Genomic DNA, 14,826 nt, shown 5'->3' with positions numbered 1-14,826 from the left:
TTCAACCCCCACCAGCGACATGCCCATGAACGAAGCCGCCGCGAACCTGTCCGGATTCCCCAAGGAATATACCTTCCTGCTCCTCGGCCTGGGGCTCGGCTTCTTTCTCGGCTGGCTGGTGGCCCGTATTGGCGGTCCCGCTCGCAGTGCCGCGGAGGAGAATGTCGCCGGTACCCGCGTGGCGCGGGATGCGCAGCCCGTCGACGTGGTCGTGAACGGCAAAATGGTCCGGCTGCCCTCCGATACCGCGGCGGAAATCCGCGGCCTGATTCGGGACGGGAATCCGGGCGGGGCGGTCAAGCGGCTGAGGGAGGCGACCGGGCTGCGACCGGCAGAGGCCAAAGCGGTGATCGATTCGCTGGCCCGAATCGGGGATTGAATTTCGCCGCTTCCGCTGCGGTGGGTTGACAGCCCTTCCCGCCTTTTACCAGTTCCAGCAATCGGCAACGGAACCCGAGCCGGACTTTCCTTTCACACCCAGGGAGTTCAGGGTCAGGTTGCCGCAGAGTGCGTCGGTGTGCGGACTCTGCGGCGTCGCTTGCAGCGCGAAGGTGTTGGCGTCGGCGGTGGTCGCGGAAATGACGTAATAGCCTTCGTCGGATTTCCCGTTGGAGGCGAAACCGAGTCTGGTGACGTCGCTCGTATACGTCTTGTTGTCCATGAAGTACTGCTCCTCGCGCGCGGCGGCCCGCAGCAGGGCGGCTTTGCCGTCGGCGCGGCGGGTCCGGACGATGTGCTCCTTGTAGGACGGGTAGGCGACGGCGGCGAGGATGCCGATGATGGCCACAGTGATCATCAGTTCGATCAGCGAGAATCCCTGCCCTCCCCGGATCAAGTCCGGGGCAGACTCCCGGCCGTCTGCCGCCCGGAAGCCAGGGAAAGCGCTTACCTTTCCGTTCGGTTCAGCCACGTCCGCTCACTCCTTTTCGTACCAGTAGAGCCGGCTGATGCCGGAATTGCCGACCGGCTTGGACAGGTCGGAATTCGCCGGCAGGTTGCCGGCAGTGACGTAGAGCTTACCGTTGACGGCGACGGTGACGGGGTCGCTGGGCAATCCCCTGCCGGTGGCGGTGAAACGCTCGTTGGCCGCCGTCGCGGTGTTGAAGTTGAAAACGCCGGACGCGTCGGCGAGACGGACGACGTAGGTCAGCGATTCGCCCTCGTTGGGCCCGCACTGTCCGGAAACGCTCCCGCCCTGAGGCGCATAGGTGCCGAAATAGACCGAACCGTTGTAGGTGAGCGGGCTGGAAAGCACTTTTTCGCCGCTGGCCGAACTGCCGATGTCGATGTACCAGCCGGATTTGTCGGTATGGACGGTGGTCGAGCTCGTCAGGTTGTCGAGGTCGGTCACGGTCTTGGCCGACCCCGTGGGCGGCGACCCGCTGGCGACATGGGTATCCTTGAACATGTAGAACTGGTTCTGGACGTTGGTGTCGAGCGGGTGCTCGCGGTCGCCGGAGCCGATCAGTATGGCATCGAAGCGGCTTGAGCCGGCGGAGGTTGGCACGAAGTCCGGGCGGTGGAAGAAGCGCCGGTCCGGCTGTCCGGCATGGCGGCCGACCGAAAGCACGGGCGTGACGGTCCAGTGCGCAGGCTCGTTGTAGGACGTGGTGCCGTCCTGTTTCACGTAGGCAAGGTCGGCGCGCCAGAGCACCCCGCCGGTATCCCCGACGTACAGGCGGTCCACCGAACCGTTTTCATCGGTATCGACCGCGGTGACCTTGGAGGGGATGCTGTCGGCCAGCCCGGAATGCTGGAACGTCGTCGCAGACGCAGCGCTTGAGCCTTGTTTTGCCTTCCAGATCAGCGCACCGGTCTTGGCGTTCACGATGTAGATCGCGTTGCCCTGGGTGTCGTCGGTGCCGGCCGCTCCATTCCTGGCATTCGCCGTGCTGGATTCGTCCTTGTTGGTGCTGTAGCCACCGCCGAAGATGATCACGGGTTTGCGCCCCTCGCCCCAGTCGAGCTGGGCGATGGTGGGATCCGAGAAGCTGTAGCCGAGTTCGTCGAAGTTTCCGCTGGCGTCGTTCTTCTCGATCGTCCAGAGCATCTTGGGACTGTCGGGATTAGTGATGTCGAGCGCGTAATAGCCTTTACCGCCCCGGCGCATGCCGACGAAGGCGATGACCTGGTCGGAGCCGTTCACGGTGCCGTCGCGGTCCATGTCGTTGACGTAGACCGCCACAGTGCCGTCGAGCCCGTAAACGTGGGAGGTCGCCGCGCCGTTGTCCGAGAGCGGCTTGAGGTTGCCGAGCAGCCGGCGGGGGATGAAGGCCCAGTCCTCCACGCCGCTGGGCGATTCGGTGGTGGAGCTTCCCGAAGCCGAATTGCGGAACATGTGCAGGAAGCCGTCGTTGCCGGAGACCAGGATCCGGACGTCCTGAACGTCCCGCGAATAGCCGGTGCGCGCACCGTAGTTGAGCGGCACGGCGGCCGAATGCAGCGGATCGGCCATCAGCCACTTGCGCTTGAGCTGGTTGGCGGGCGATGCCCAGGGGTGAGCCTCGGTGTAATTGCCGTCGCCGTCTTCGTCATTGGCGTCCTGTCCCCGCGCGAACTTGAGCAGCTTCACGGCTGTGGCCTGATCGTCGCTGGTGGCGGCACCGAAGGTTGCGGCATCGCTCCAGGCGTCGCCGCTTTTCGCCCCGTTCAGGCGGAGCGTGCTCCAGACCGCGGTCGCGGTGGTGGAGTCGGCGTTCAGTGCGCGCAGGGCCGTCGCGCTGCCGTTGCTCAGGCTGTCGGGTTCGGTGTAGAGCTTCCGGGCGCCGCTGGTGGAGTTACCGTCGCCGGGCGAGTTCGTCAGGAATCCGGGAATCCGTTGGCCGCCGCCGCCGCGGCCCACGCTGCGGCCGTCCTTCCCCACCACCTCGCCCTTGGTGGTATCGGCATAGGTCTGCACGTCGAAGCCGGAGGCGCCGGTCCAGTAGGTGAGCGCTTCGTGCTTGATCCTGCCGTCGACGCTGGAAATCGCTTCGATCGGCGGGCTGGATGCGTCCAGGACCTTGAGCCGGTGCGTCGTGGGGTCGGACGCCAGCTTGAGCCGTTTCAGGTTGCCGTTCCAGCGGGGGGCCTGTTCGGGCTGGAAAATGGAGAAAAACACGTGGTTCAGCGACTCCGTGCGGTTGAACACGTTGACCGGCGAGGCGGCCGAGACGAAGGTGGCGCTGACGCTGAGCACTTCCTTGAAGACCTCCTTGAGCGACGCGATCAACAGCTCCGGGTCGGTGCTGAGGGGAAGCGCGGCGTTGGTTCCGCCGGCGGTCGCGTAACTGTTGGTCGTGGTGTTGATGTGCGTAGGAGCGACGAAGAAATACGAGGTGACGTTCTGCACGTCTTCCAGGTTGCCGGCGCTGCCGTAGGTGCCGTCCGCCAGGTCGGCGTCGCGCATCCAGCGGATGACGTTGGCAAAGGCGCTGTTGCTGGTGCCTGGATTGAGGCCGTTCATGCCGCCCGAACCTTTGCTCTGCCTGATCGAGCTGTCGGAGTCGTTGTCCTTGTTGGAGACCTGGAACATGAAGTTGATCATGAACACCTTGGAGCAGTTGTCCGCCAGGGGGCTCACGTAATTGGCGCCGTTCTCGATCGTGCCGTCCCACTGAAGAAGGGTGTCATCGAAGGGCGTGCCCGGATTGTCGACGTCCAGATTGTCGTTGGCGTTGGTGTCGCCATAGTCCTGCCAGCCCTTGTGGCCGTTGAAGATGCCCTGGCCGGTCAGGTAGCGGAACAGCTCGAAATAGAGCTCCTTCCCCTGGAAGTCGTGGGCCAGGTTGCCCTGGGGTACGGGAATCCGGGCCAGGGCGTCGTGGAAGCGCGCCTTGTCGGTGCTGAAGCCTCTCAGCACGTAGGCGCCGTTGCTGCACTGGCCGCTGGGGCCGGCGCCGCACTGGCCGGTGGTGGAGTCGTTGTGGTTGATCATGAGCCCCACTTTGACGTCGGCGAGTTCGGTGCCGAGATCGTCCATGGTCTTGCGCAATGCGGCGCGGATCAGGTCGAAATGAGTGACGTCGCCGCTCGAGGGGAGATAGGTCGTTCCCGAACTGGGGGACACCGTCGTCCTCAGCGAGCGGCAGTCGTCGCCGTGTTCGTGATCGTCGTCTTCATGTTCATCGTCGCCTCCCAGGTCATCGCCGCTTTGGGCACCGCTTTCGTCATGGTGTTCATCATCATCTTCCTCACCGCTTCCCTGGCATACCGTTGCGCCCAGGTTCGGTCGGTAGTCCAGGCTGAACATCACCAGCGGCTTCCCGCCCACCGAGCCGCCGCCGGCGAAATAGATGTCGGTATCGTCCGCCCGGCTGACGCAGAAGGGGGCGGCGATCGAGATTGCGACGATTGCGGGTTGGATTTTCATTGTTATTCTCCGAATTCGACAGGCGTGCCCGGGCAAGGAATGGCCGGGGCCGGATTCAATCAGCTATGGTTTCCCTCGTTCTCACCGTCGTCCTGCTCCCCGTCATCTTCATGGTCCCCGCCGTCGTGATCTCCATCTCCATCCTCGTGGTCGTCGTCTCCTTCATGGTCGCCGTCGTCCGAGGGGGTGGGCGCGGGCGTTGCGGCGGGTGTCGGCGTCGGGTCGGGGGTTTCGCTGTCGTAGCGCACCGAACCGCTGGAGACGATGGTGCCGCGCACGGCGGATACCACGCCGACACGGGTGGCATCGGCGGACGATTCGGCGGTCGAGCCGTCATAATCGCTGTCGATGACGCGTTCGAAGACCTTGTTGCTCTCCTCGCTCTTGGAAGAGCCGAAGGCGACGCTGCTCCGCACCCGGACGTGAACCGGGGGCGTCAGCAGCGGCGAGGGTAGGGTGGGCAGCGACAGGCCGTTGCAGCCGCCATAGGGATAGCTTGCGGTGCAGCGCGCATGGCTGCCCATCCGGTCCAGGTTGAGATCGAGCGCCTCCGCCGCGACGTAGTCGGACGCCGCCTGAGCCTGCTGCAGGCCGTTGATGCGGGCCTCGGCGTTGCGCGCCATGCGGACGCTGGTGCTGCTGGAGTGGATCGCCGCGATGCCCAGTACCGTCAGTACGATCGTGAACAGCATGCCGACGACCAGGGCGGCGCCGTTCTGCGAGCTTCTTTTCCGGGCCATCGCCGCTTCCTCCCTTCCGACGAAATGCTCAGTGATATTGCTGGTTCCGCAACTGCACCGTGGTCGTGAACACCTTCCGTCGGAAGTGGTCACGGAACGGCCCCAGTGTCACCGTGCCGAATGTATAAGTTTTATCATCAGTGTAGCTTGAATCGGATTGCGTGCTACGGACCAGGACGTGGATTCTTGCGCTGATGGCGCAGTCGAGTTCGTCGGGAGTGATGGCGTCGTAATCGGCGACGGAGGAGAGATACCTGTCTGGGATGCCGTCCATGTCGCAGGAATCGTCGGTCATGCTGCCGTCGCCATCGTCGATGCCGAATTCGGTATGGAAGTATTCGATTCCTTCGGCGAGTTCGCCGCCGTCGCCCAACTCGAAAATGATGGGGTTTCCGGTTTGTCGGCCCAAAGTCTTTCGTACCAGCCTGGGAACGCATCGCGGATCGGTGGGGTTGTTGGCGCATTGTGTCGCCGAGTAGCCTCGACTGATGTAATAGACGTGGACGATGTACCGCCAAAAGGCGGTTGCAGTGGCGGAGGCCGGGCAGTCGGGCGGGACGGGAGATTTGACGAGGCTGCCGGCTGAGCCGCTGGTTTGAAGGTAGATCAGTCCGGCGAAGTCGTCGGCCGATCCGGTTTTGCAATAGACGGGATTGCCTTCGGCATGCTTGAGGACAAGCAGGTTGGTTCCAGGCTTGAGATAGTCGCCGGAGTTGAAGCAGGGCCAATCGGCCGGAGCCGAGCCTGCCGACGGCGCCATGAGGTAGTGCGTCGCCGGAGCCGAGGGCGTCGTCGTGGTGGTCCAGTTAGTTCCGCAGTCGTTCTGGACGTTGATGGCCGAGGCGGGAGGGCAGTTGGTCATGTTTTTGCAATCGGCGCCGCCCCAGAATCCCGCCAGCGCCAAGTCGCTGGCCAGCAAGTTGAGAGCGAAGCGCCCGTTTTCCTGCATCAGCGCGAATTGTTCGTTCTGGCGGTAATTGGTCTTGTGCTGCACGAACAGACTGCCGATGGCGCCGACGACCAAAAGGCCTAGCACCATCGATATCAGCAGTTCCACCGTGGAAAATCCCGGATGGCCGCCCTGTGTCGGAATTTTCATGCTCAGATGCACCCTCCGCTGATGCCTTCCCGGCAGATATAGGTACTGAGCCGGAAGATCCGGCGGTATTCGTTGTTGGTCCCATATTGGCCGTTGCCGCAGGTATCGGACTCGTTTTCCGAACCGGGTTCCGGCAGGGACTGGTCCCGCCCGCGCCAGACGATGGTGACGGTGTACCGGCCGGAGCCACCGGCGTTGCTGCTGGTCACACACAGCGTGGGGTTGGCCAACCCACCCACCTTGGAGGTGTTCGCGCCGGTGCCGGTCGTTTCGGTGGAGCCCAGCAGACTGCGCTGGAAGTCGCGGCGGTCACAGGCCGCGAGGTTGGCCGGCCCCGTGCAGTCGAGCGAGTCGCTGAACGTGGTGTTCGCGTTGATGGTCGCGGTGTAGCTGGCCAGGGCTTCGGTATTCAGCCGCATCCGCTCCAGCACGTCCTGGGCGATGGCTGCGGCCAGACTGCGCTGGGCGGATTCGAACGCGGTTTTGCGGGCGGTGATCTGCAGGGCGGCGAGCCCCAGCAGCGCCACCGCGAAGACGAAAACGCTGATGAGCACTTCGATGAGGGTGAAGCCTTTACACGAGCGGAGAGGGCAGCAGGCGTCCGCGTTAGCTGCAGTCGTCTTGGGAAATATTGGTGCGATCACTGCCTTTCTCCTGGATGTCATCGCCGTCGTCGTCGCGGGTGGTCCTCAGGCGTCCCGTCATTGCCAGCACCAGACCTCGGGCTTTGGTGTAACCCCGGCCGTCACAGAAGATGAAGGTGCCATTGTTCACGCCGTTCAGGAAGCCTTTACCGTCATACACAACTTTGTTGCTCCCCGTATATTTGAGGTTCATAGCCATGCCCGATGACACGGATTCATGAACCCGCAGTACTGTCGTGCCAGCCAGGACGATCCATCCGTCCGTCCAGCTTCTCGAATCGTCGCAGGCAGTGCCGTTGATATTCCGCTTGCATACAGTGACCGCGCTATTGCGCTTCACGGCCTCGCTGCGGGCGTAACTCAAGTCGGCTACCAGCGAATTGATCTGGGCCGCCATGCGGTTGTCCAAAATCAGGTCGCGGAAGCCGGGAATGCCCACGGTGATGAGTATGGCTGCCACCGCGATTCCGACCATGAGCTCGATCAACGTAAAGGCAGCGGTGCAAGGCATCGGCGGTTCTCGGTGGCTGTGCGAACGTTTGAATTCTTGTCAGATGATCGCCCCTTCTAGGGGACGATGCCGTTAGGTTACTAAGCGTTAAGAAATGAATCTCGCATCGCTCGTCATACCGGCACGAGCCCTGGTCGCATGGACGTGTGCACCTGTCGCCTTCCTTGGCTTCTGGGTTCCGGCAATCCATGCCGGAACGACGAGTTCTTCTCGACTCAACAGCGTTGCCCTCGGGGAGAGGGGCAATGCTACGACAGATCGAGAAATCCGGTGACTTCTTCCCGGTCGTGGTAGAGCTGGCGGAATCTCAGGCGGTAGGACACCCCTTGTGCGGCCAGCCGTTCCTCGATCAGCTCGCGGCAGCGCCTGACTTCTTCGTAGCGCTTGTTCATCGGCAATTTTAGATTGAATACGGCGTAACGGAATGCGCCATCGTCGGCCCAGTCGGCCACCAGCCGGGCGATGCGCGAGGGCTGCTCCACCATGTCGCAGACCAGCCAGTCGACCGGCTTGGCAGGGTGGTAGCGGAAGCCGTCGGCCCGCAAGTGGGTCACCAGGCCGGATTCCAGCAGCGCTGGATCCAGGTTGCCGTTGTCGATGGCAGTGGTACGGATATGGCGCCGCACCAGTTGCCAGGTCCAGCCGCCGGGGGCAGCGCCCAGGTCGACGGCGCTCATGCCAGGGCGCAGCATGGTTTCGGGCTGGTCGACGAATACCAGGAAGGCTTCTTCGAGCTTGAGTGTGGATCGGCTCGGTGCGGAGCGGGGAAACTTGAGGCGGGGGATACCGCCGGGCCAGGGGGCCGAATCGTCCGGCAGCGTGTAGCCGACGTAGGCGGCGGTCGACGTCAGAAAGAATACGTGCAGGCGTGGGGCATGCGGTCCGCCGCTCAGCAGGCCGGTTTCGGCTGCCGCGGCTGCGAACGGACGCTCGAACTTGCGGGTGAATGCGGCCAGTTCCTTGGCCTCGTTGGTGTCCGCGGTTTCCAGCCAGAACAACGAATATCGGCGTTGCAAACCGGCCGCGGTACCGATGAGCGGGGTGATCCGGTCGTCGACCGGGATGCCGGACAAGGGGCCGATCGCGAAGATCCGCTGGCGGGCGAAGACCAGCGCGTCGAACCGCAGCCTGGCGGCCTGCGTCGCCAGGACATCGGGCTCGTGCGCCACGAAGACCACATAGGCCGAGTTCTCCTTCGCCCTGACATAGCCGGAAATCCCCGCAGCCAGGGCTTGGGCCTGGATTTCGGCTGCGCATTCCTTTTCGAAGCCGCGGCGGCAGTAGAGCAGGATCGATGAGGGCGATGTCAAGGCTTTACCTGTGGCCGGGCCTGGTTTAAGTTGAAAACGGCGCAGCCGCGCATTCTAACCGACATCTTTCGTCCCGACCGTGAGTTTTCCCCGTATCCTGGCCGACCGGGTCAGCAAGAAGTTCTCCCGCGCCCTGGGACATTCTTTGTGGCATTCCGCGCAGGATCTGGGGCGTCGTCTGATCGGGCGCCGGCCGGCGTCGGGCTTGCGTGCCGGCGAATTCTGGGCGGTGCGGGACGTGTCCCTAAAAGTTGGGGCGGGCGAATGCCTAGGCCTGATCGGCCCCAACGGCGCCGGCAAAAGCACCTTGCTGCGGATGCTTGGCCGCGAATACCGTCCGGATGCGGGGCGGATCGCGCTGCACGGCGCGGTGAAATCGCTGATCCGCTTGGGCAGCGGGCTCCAGCCGATGTACACCGGGCGCGAAAACGTCTATCTCAAGTGCGCCGAGCTGGGGCTGTCCAAGCGCGACACCGACGCCAGACTGGACGAAATCGTCGCCTTCGCGGACCTGGAGGCGGCGCTGGAGCGGCCGGTCAAGCATTACTCCGACGGCATGTACGCCCGGCTGGAGTTTGCTATCGCCACCTGCATGCCGATCGACGTCCTGCTCATCGATGAAGTGCTGGCGGTGGGTGACGTCGCGTTCCAGCTGCGCTGCCTGGAGAGGCTCAATTCCCTGAAGCGAGAAGGCAGCGCGCTGGTGTTCGTTTCCCATTCCGAGATGAACGTGCTCCAGGTGGCCGACCGCTGCCTGCTGCTGTTCGACGGCCAGACCGTGGCCGAGGGCCGTCCGGAAGCGGTGTTCGGGAAATACTACGAGGCCGTTGGCTACTTCAATCGCGATCTGAAGTCGCTGGGCGCGCTGCCGGTCAGGCCTCAAGATTTCTCGGCCGGGCTGGAATTTACCGGTCCGGGGGCCGAGCCCATCCAGGCCGTCCCCGGCCAGCCGCTTGCATTCGAACTGGAATACCGGGCGGAGCGGAATTTCGAGGGGGTCGAGCTGCGGCTCGAGTTCTGGAACACGGCGGGCCTGCTCGCGGCCGCCACCGTGGCGCCGGGGGAACGCCGGCTATCCCTGGCCGGAGGGCGAGGGCGCGTTCTGGTGGAATTGCCTTTCCTGGGGTTGAGCGCCGGAATTTATGATGTTGCCCTGTCGGCGAATTCGGGCGGATGCTGCCTGACTTACAAGGGGGAGACCCGGCGGATACGTGTGATGCAGGCGGTCTGCGACCGCCCCGGCGGCTTCGGTGTCATCGAAGCGCATATGCGGACGGCTCCTTCAGCCAAGTCGTACTGACCCCCTTCTACTAGGAGACATCATCAGTGACCCACGAGCAATGCGCGCTCCCCAGGCATCTGGTCAACCAGATCCTCCATTTGGCCCAGGCATCGCCTGGGATCGAGGTCTGCGGCCTGATCGGTGCTGCCGCGCGGGGAAGAATGCGCTGTTATCCGGTGCCCAACGTCGCCGACCGCCCCGAATGCCGCTTCCTGCTCGACTCGAAGGGGCAAATCGATGCCATGCGCACGATGCGGGAGCGGGGGGAAGAGCTGTTCGCGATTTTCCATTCGCACCCCATGGCCGCGGCCGTCCCCTCCTCGGTCGATCTGGAATTCGCCGCCTATCCGGAAGCGCTGCACCTCATTGTCTCGCTGAATACCAAGGGGGTGCTGGAATTGCGGGGTTTCCGGATCGGGCCGGCGTCGGCGTTGAGCGAAGTCGAGCTCCTGCTGGCCTCCGAATGAGCGGTCACGCTGTATTTTCCCGGTAAATCCAGCCGCGCCGACGCATCCATTTCTCCAGTTCCACCGCCCAGAACACCACGGTGGACAGGACGAGACAGACCACCAGTTCGTGCGGTTCCAGCGCCTGTGTCCTGAAGATGGGCTGTAAGGCCGGAATATAGAGCACCGCCATCTGCAGCAGGAACGTGAGCAGCACGGCGCCGAGCAAGGGCTTGTTCGAGAAGAACGCCTGTGCGAAGAACGACTCCCGCTCCGACCGGATGGCAAGGACATGCCCCATCTGCGACAGGGTGAGCACGGTGAACACCATGCTTTGCCAGCGAGCCGAACCGGTATGGTAGGCCCAGGCCTGCGACAGCAGGGAGACGCCCCCCATCAGCAGCCCGATCCAGAGAATGTGCTGCCACATGCCATGCGCGAAGATGCTTTCCTGCGGCGGCCGCGGGGGGCGCTGCATGATGCCGCGTTCCTGGGGCTCGGCCGCAAGGGCCAGGCCCGGCAGGCCGTCGGTGACCAGATTGATCCATAGGATGTGGATGGGGAGCAGTGGAATGGGGAGCATGAGGAACGGCGCGAGGAACAGCGTCCATATCTCCGCCGAATTGCTCGTCATCGTGTATTTGATGAACTTGCGTATGTTGTCGAAGATGCGGCGCCCCTCCCGGACGGCGGCGACGATGGAGGCGAAGTTGTCATCCAGGAGGATCATGTGCGAGGCTTCCCGCGCCACGTCGGTGCCGATCTTGCCCATGGCGACCCCGATGTTGGCGCATTTCAAGGCGGGCGCGTCGTTCACCCCATCCCCGGTCATCGCCACGAACTCTCCCTTGTCCTGCAGGGCCCGGACGATCTTGATCTTCTGCTCCGGGGCGACGCGGGCGTAGACCCGGATTTCCTCCACCTGCCTCTCGAATTCCGCCAGACTCAGCCGGGCCAGTTCCTCGCCGGTCAGGACCGAGTCGCCCTCGTCGGCGATGCCGAGGCGGCGGGCGATGGTGCGTGCGGTCGCCGGGTGGTCGCCGGTGATCATGACCGGCTTGATCCCCGCCGTTTTGCACAGGGCCACCGCTTCCGCGGCTTCGGGCCGCGGCGGGTCCATGAGCCCGACGAAGCCGAGGAAGCACAGCCCGGTTTCGACGGTTTCGGAATGCAGATCCGCCGGCGGTTCCGGCCACTCCCGGAAAGCCAGAGCCAGGACCCGCAGTCCGTCCGCGGCCATCCGTTCGGCTATTTCCCCCAAATCGTCGATCCGGATGGGACGGGGACCTTCGGCACTCCATTCCGTCAGGCATTGCCGCAAAAGCTTTTCCGGCGCGCCCTTGGTATAGGCGATCAGTCCTTCGCCTTCGCGATGGAGCGTCGTCATCAGCTTGCGCTCGGAATCGAAGGGAATCTCCGCAGTGCGCGGAGACGACGCGGCGATCTGTACGCCGTGATGCCCGGCGGAGGCGGCGGCTTCGTACAGCGCGGTTTCGGTGGGATCACCCAGGACACGCCCGTCCTTGTCGAGCCGGACATCGTTGTTCAGCGCCATGGCCCGCAGCATGGCTTCCGGCAATTCGGGGCCTGCGCGGCCATCGGCATAGAACGCTTCTGCCCGCATGCGGTTCTGGGTGAGGGTGCCGGTTTTGTCCGAGCAGATATAAGTGACCGAACCCAGGGTCTCGACCGCCGGGAGGCGGCGGATCAGCACGTGCTGGCGGATCATCTTGCGCGCGCCCAGCGCCAGGGAGACGGTCGCGACGGCAGGCAGGGCTTCCGGAATGGCGGCGACCGCTAGGCTGACGGCGGTGAGGAGCATCAGTACCGGCTGTTCGCCGCGCAGCAGGCCGACCACGAAGATGATGGCGCAGATCGCCAGCACCAGCAGGGCCAGCCGCTTGCCGAGCTGGGCCAGCCGGTTCTGCAGGGGCGTGCGGCTTTCCTTCTCCTCGCGCAGGAGCTGGGCGATTTTGCCGAGTTCCGTTTCCATGCCGGTGGCAATCACGCTGCCCAGGCCCCGGCCGTAGGTGACGATCGTGCCCTTGTAGGCCATGTTGCTGCGGTCGCCGAGCGAGGCATCCGGATTCCGTATCGCTTCGGTGGACTTCCCGACCGGTTGGGACTCGCCGGTGAGGGCGGCCTCTTCCACTCGAAACTGCGCGGTATCCAGCAGGCGGATGTCGGCCGGCACGATGTTGCCGGCTTCCAGCAGCACCAGGTCGCCGGGAACCAGCTCGTGGGCCGGCAGGTCGTGATGCTGCCCGTCCCGCACGACCCGCGCCGTGGGCGCCGCCATGCTTTTCAGCGCGGCGATGGCGCGCTCGGCGCGGTATTCCTGGGCGAAGCCGATGGCTGCATTGAGGACGACTATCACCATGATGGTCACGGTATCGGCGATCTCACCGACCAGGCCGGAGACGACGCCGGCCAGGATCAAGACCACGATCATGAAATCCGCGAACTGGCCCAGCAGCATCGCCAGCGGGCCGCGCAGCCGCTGTTCGGCGATGAGATTCGGACCCAGTTCGGCGAGCCGCTGCTCGGCTTCCCGTTGCGACAGCCCCGTCCGCGGATCGACTTTGAGCCAGGCGGTGGTCTGCCACGGCTCCAGCAGGTGCCAGTGCGCCGACGGGTGGGATTTCCGTGTCGCGGGGGGCTTGCGTTTCATGGTGAGGGTCCTCGGTGTTTCATCCGTCGCAGCAGGGAGTGGCTGGTTCACCTAGCGTAGCCGGCTGGGCACTTGTGTGGAAAGCTCAGCCGGCAAGCGGGGCGGGTCTTCCGCGCGGCCAATCCGAAGACGATTCCGCGTCGAGCATGCCCATCGCGGCATCTCAGGCCGCTGCGGCTTGCCGACAAATATTTCAACGTGGAACCTGCGGGTAAGCACCTTGTCGAACGGACGGTAGCTTGGCGTTTCGTGTTCTGAGACAATCGCTGAGCGTTAATGATTGTGAGCATATATTTCTCATTGTCATAAAAGATTTAGAAAAAGGAATGGACCATGAAAAATATCCCCGGCATAGGCATGACCGCCTTACGCCGCGCGATCTTGTGCATTCCGCTGGTGACGACCGCAGCACAGGGGGCGCCTTCCAGTGCAACGAATTGCCAAGCGAAGATTTACCGATATGCAAGCGATTATTTGGCCTGTCGTCTGAAGGCTGAGGCTGCCTTGGTAAAAGGCCAGGATCTGACAGCAAACAAAGCAGCTCAACAAAAATGCGATGACATTTATGATCGGCGGATCAATTCGGTAAAGAAACTGAGTGGCGACTTATGCATCGAGCATAAGGACTTGACCGTCGGTCCGGAGCCGCCCTTGGAGCAGGGTATGATCCATGAAATCGATGCGTTAAGGGCTGCCGTTTCTGGCAAATCACCCGACCCGGTTTCTGGAAAGCTCATACTATATAACAATTGTGACAAACCCCTAAAAATCATGTCTCCCACCAGCGGGGGAATTAATGGATCGGTGCTGGACCCCTACGGCAGTAAATTTTATTCGACTGGGGCGGGTGGCGATTTAGCGCAAAACGCACCCAACACGTTCATGGCGGCCCCAGTCACCACGGATGCGCAATGTGCCCAGATAAAATGCGAGAACTGGGCGGATATACAAGTTCCGGGTCAGCGCATGGGGTACATGTGGGACAACAACCCTGTGTATGCGGCTTATTGTCAACCCACTAATGCGGCAGCCAAACAGTGTAACAGCGCTTCATCCACTCCCTGCTGTGGCTCCCAAATGAATTACGACAAGACGTTTGGTACGACCTTCGAGATCACTCCGAACACGCCAACCAAGCAGGATTATTTCGACCTCAGTACGAATTATGGGAGCGGACCCTACTCGCCGCCTGATTTGTGTAAGCAGGGTATTGATCCTGATACCTGCGTGAATGAAACAGCCAATATTTTCTATAATGTTCCGGTAAGGGTTGAAGTGAGCGACAGCGGCGCGTGTGCTTTTCCTCAGGGCGGCACTGACCTCATTTGCACGGAGGCTTCCTGCCCTGACGCGTATAAAACGCCTACCGACCGAAAACAGCCTGCTTGTTCGGCAGGTACGGGTTATGTCGTCACCTTTTGTCCAGATGCCCATCCGTTGCCTTCCTTGGGTCTGCTTGATACGTTTCCGAAAAGGATCGCGATTAAGAACAACGTGAGCCAGACTTCTCCCTGCGCGAATGGTAACACGGCCAGTATTTTCACTTCCGCTGGCGGTCAGCAAGCGATCCAGCCGGGCGGCAATTCGATCTCTATTTTTGGGGATTATTCATCCCTTCCTGGGATCGGTATACAGGTGAACAATTGGTATTGGGCTTTGGCAAAGAGCGGTCCGCAGGTTGCGCCCTTTTCAGAATCCTGACAACTCCGGTGCTCAGTTCACAATTTCGGATCAATGTGTCATATCGGAAGCCCCGCCGTGGTCTGGGAAAG

12 protein-coding genes are annotated in these 14,826 nt (G+C 62.8%); 4 read left to right on the top strand and 8 right to left on the bottom strand.

The window, feature by feature from the left end; all coding sequences use genetic code 11:
* The first annotated feature begins 25 nt into the window (after nucleotides 1-25).
* Nucleotides 26-379 carry a hypothetical protein gene (locus OOT43_RS12375; protein ID WP_266020894.1) on the top strand — a complete coding sequence of 118 codons (354 nt, stop codon included), beginning with the start codon at nucleotides 26-28 and terminating at the stop codon, nucleotides 377-379.
* 45 nt (nucleotides 380-424) lie between these two features.
* On the opposite strand, the gene OOT43_RS12370 is transcribed toward OOT43_RS12375, so the two are convergent.
* From OOT43_RS12370 to rlmM, 7 genes are all read right to left on the bottom strand, one after another.
* A complete protein-coding gene (locus tag OOT43_RS12370; RefSeq protein WP_266020893.1) occupies nucleotides 425-910 on the bottom strand; it encodes a type IV pilin protein in 486 nt (161 codons plus the stop codon).
* Nucleotides 911-916: 6 nt separating this feature from the next.
* Nucleotides 917-4,351 (bottom strand): pilus assembly protein, encoded by a 3,435-nt coding sequence (locus OOT43_RS12365; protein WP_266020892.1) that lies wholly within the window; start codon nucleotides 4,349-4,351, stop codon nucleotides 917-919.
* A 59-nt stretch (nucleotides 4,352-4,410) separates the two neighbouring features.
* Nucleotides 4,411-5,091: a pilus assembly PilX family protein gene (locus OOT43_RS12360; RefSeq protein WP_266020891.1), complete on the bottom strand. Its 681-nt coding sequence runs from the start codon at nucleotides 5,089-5,091 to the stop codon at nucleotides 4,411-4,413.
* A gap of 28 nt (nucleotides 5,092-5,119) precedes the next feature.
* Nucleotides 5,120-6,190 carry a PilW family protein gene (locus OOT43_RS12355; RefSeq protein WP_266020890.1) on the bottom strand — a complete coding sequence of 357 codons (1,071 nt, stop codon included), beginning with the start codon at nucleotides 6,188-6,190 and terminating at the stop codon, nucleotides 5,120-5,122.
* A gap of 2 nt (nucleotides 6,191-6,192) precedes the next feature.
* The gene (gene pilV / locus OOT43_RS12350; protein ID WP_266020889.1) at nucleotides 6,193-6,834 is read right to left on the bottom strand and encodes a type IV pilus modification protein PilV; all 642 of its coding nucleotides are present in this window, start codon (nucleotides 6,832-6,834) and stop codon (nucleotides 6,193-6,195) included.
* Nucleotides 6,797-7,345: a GspH/FimT family pseudopilin gene (locus OOT43_RS12345; protein WP_266020888.1), complete on the bottom strand. Its 549-nt coding sequence runs from the start codon at nucleotides 7,343-7,345 to the stop codon at nucleotides 6,797-6,799. Before OOT43_RS12345 ends, pilV begins: the two co-directional genes overlap by 38 nt.
* 248 nt (nucleotides 7,346-7,593) lie before the next feature.
* Entirely contained in the window at nucleotides 7,594-8,655 is a 1,062-nt protein-coding gene (gene rlmM / locus OOT43_RS12340; RefSeq protein WP_266020887.1) for a 23S rRNA (cytidine(2498)-2'-O)-methyltransferase RlmM, read from the bottom strand.
* Nucleotides 8,656-8,734: 79 nt separating this feature from the next.
* Here rlmM and OOT43_RS12335 point away from each other — a divergent pair, with 79 nt between their 5' ends.
* Together OOT43_RS12335 and OOT43_RS12330 are read left to right on the top strand one after the other, a co-directional pair.
* The gene (locus OOT43_RS12335; RefSeq protein WP_266020886.1) at nucleotides 8,735-9,955 is read left to right on the top strand and encodes an ABC transporter ATP-binding protein; all 1,221 of its coding nucleotides are present in this window, start codon (nucleotides 8,735-8,737) and stop codon (nucleotides 9,953-9,955) included.
* A 26-nt stretch (nucleotides 9,956-9,981) separates the two neighbouring features.
* A complete protein-coding gene (locus tag OOT43_RS12330) occupies nucleotides 9,982-10,404 on the top strand; it encodes a M67 family metallopeptidase (protein ID WP_266020885.1) in 423 nt (140 codons plus the stop codon).
* A 4-nt stretch (nucleotides 10,405-10,408) separates the two neighbouring features.
* On the opposite strand, the gene OOT43_RS12325 is transcribed toward OOT43_RS12330, so the two are convergent.
* The gene (locus tag OOT43_RS12325) at nucleotides 10,409-13,054 is read right to left on the bottom strand and encodes a cation-translocating P-type ATPase (protein WP_266020884.1); all 2,646 of its coding nucleotides are present in this window, start codon (nucleotides 13,052-13,054) and stop codon (nucleotides 10,409-10,411) included.
* Between the two features lie 333 nt (nucleotides 13,055-13,387).
* Between OOT43_RS12325 and OOT43_RS12320 the strand changes: the two genes are divergently transcribed.
* Nucleotides 13,388-14,755 (top strand): glycoside hydrolase 64/thaumatin family protein, encoded by a 1,368-nt coding sequence (locus OOT43_RS12320; RefSeq protein ID WP_266020883.1) that lies wholly within the window; start codon nucleotides 13,388-13,390, stop codon nucleotides 14,753-14,755.
* Nucleotides 14,756-14,826: the final 71 nt, after the last annotated feature.

It is taken from the genome of Methylococcus mesophilus (genome assembly GCF_026247885.1).
Classification (GTDB): Bacteria; Pseudomonadota; Gammaproteobacteria; order Methylococcales; family Methylococcaceae; genus Methylococcus; species Methylococcus mesophilus.
Note: the sequence above shows the minus strand (reverse complement) of the source record. Positions and strands in the feature narration are given on the sequence as shown.

What these genes read in the sequence shown, in the direction of transcription:
- OOT43_RS12355 (WP_266020890.1), bottom strand. Translation starts at nt 6,190, where the DNA reads ATGAAAATTCCGACACAGGGCGGCCATCCGGGATTTTCCACGGTGGAA.
- OOT43_RS12345 (WP_266020888.1), bottom strand. Translation starts at nt 7,345, where the DNA reads ATGCCTTGCACCGCTGCCTTTACGTTGATCGAGCTCATGGTCGGAATC.
- OOT43_RS12375 (WP_266020894.1), top strand. Translation starts at nt 26, where the DNA reads ATGAACGAAGCCGCCGCGAACCTGTCCGGATTCCCCAAGGAATATACC.
- OOT43_RS12360 (WP_266020891.1), bottom strand. Translation starts at nt 5,091, where the DNA reads ATGGCCCGGAAAAGAAGCTCGCAGAACGGCGCCGCCCTGGTCGTCGGC.
- OOT43_RS12320 (WP_266020883.1), top strand. Translation starts at nt 13,388, where the DNA reads ATGAAAAATATCCCCGGCATAGGCATGACCGCCTTACGCCGCGCGATC.
- OOT43_RS12365 (WP_266020892.1), bottom strand. Translation starts at nt 4,351, where the DNA reads ATGAAAATCCAACCCGCAATCGTCGCAATCTCGATCGCCGCCCCCTTC.
- OOT43_RS12325 (WP_266020884.1), bottom strand. Translation starts at nt 13,054, where the DNA reads ATGAAACGCAAGCCCCCCGCGACACGGAAATCCCACCCGTCGGCGCAC.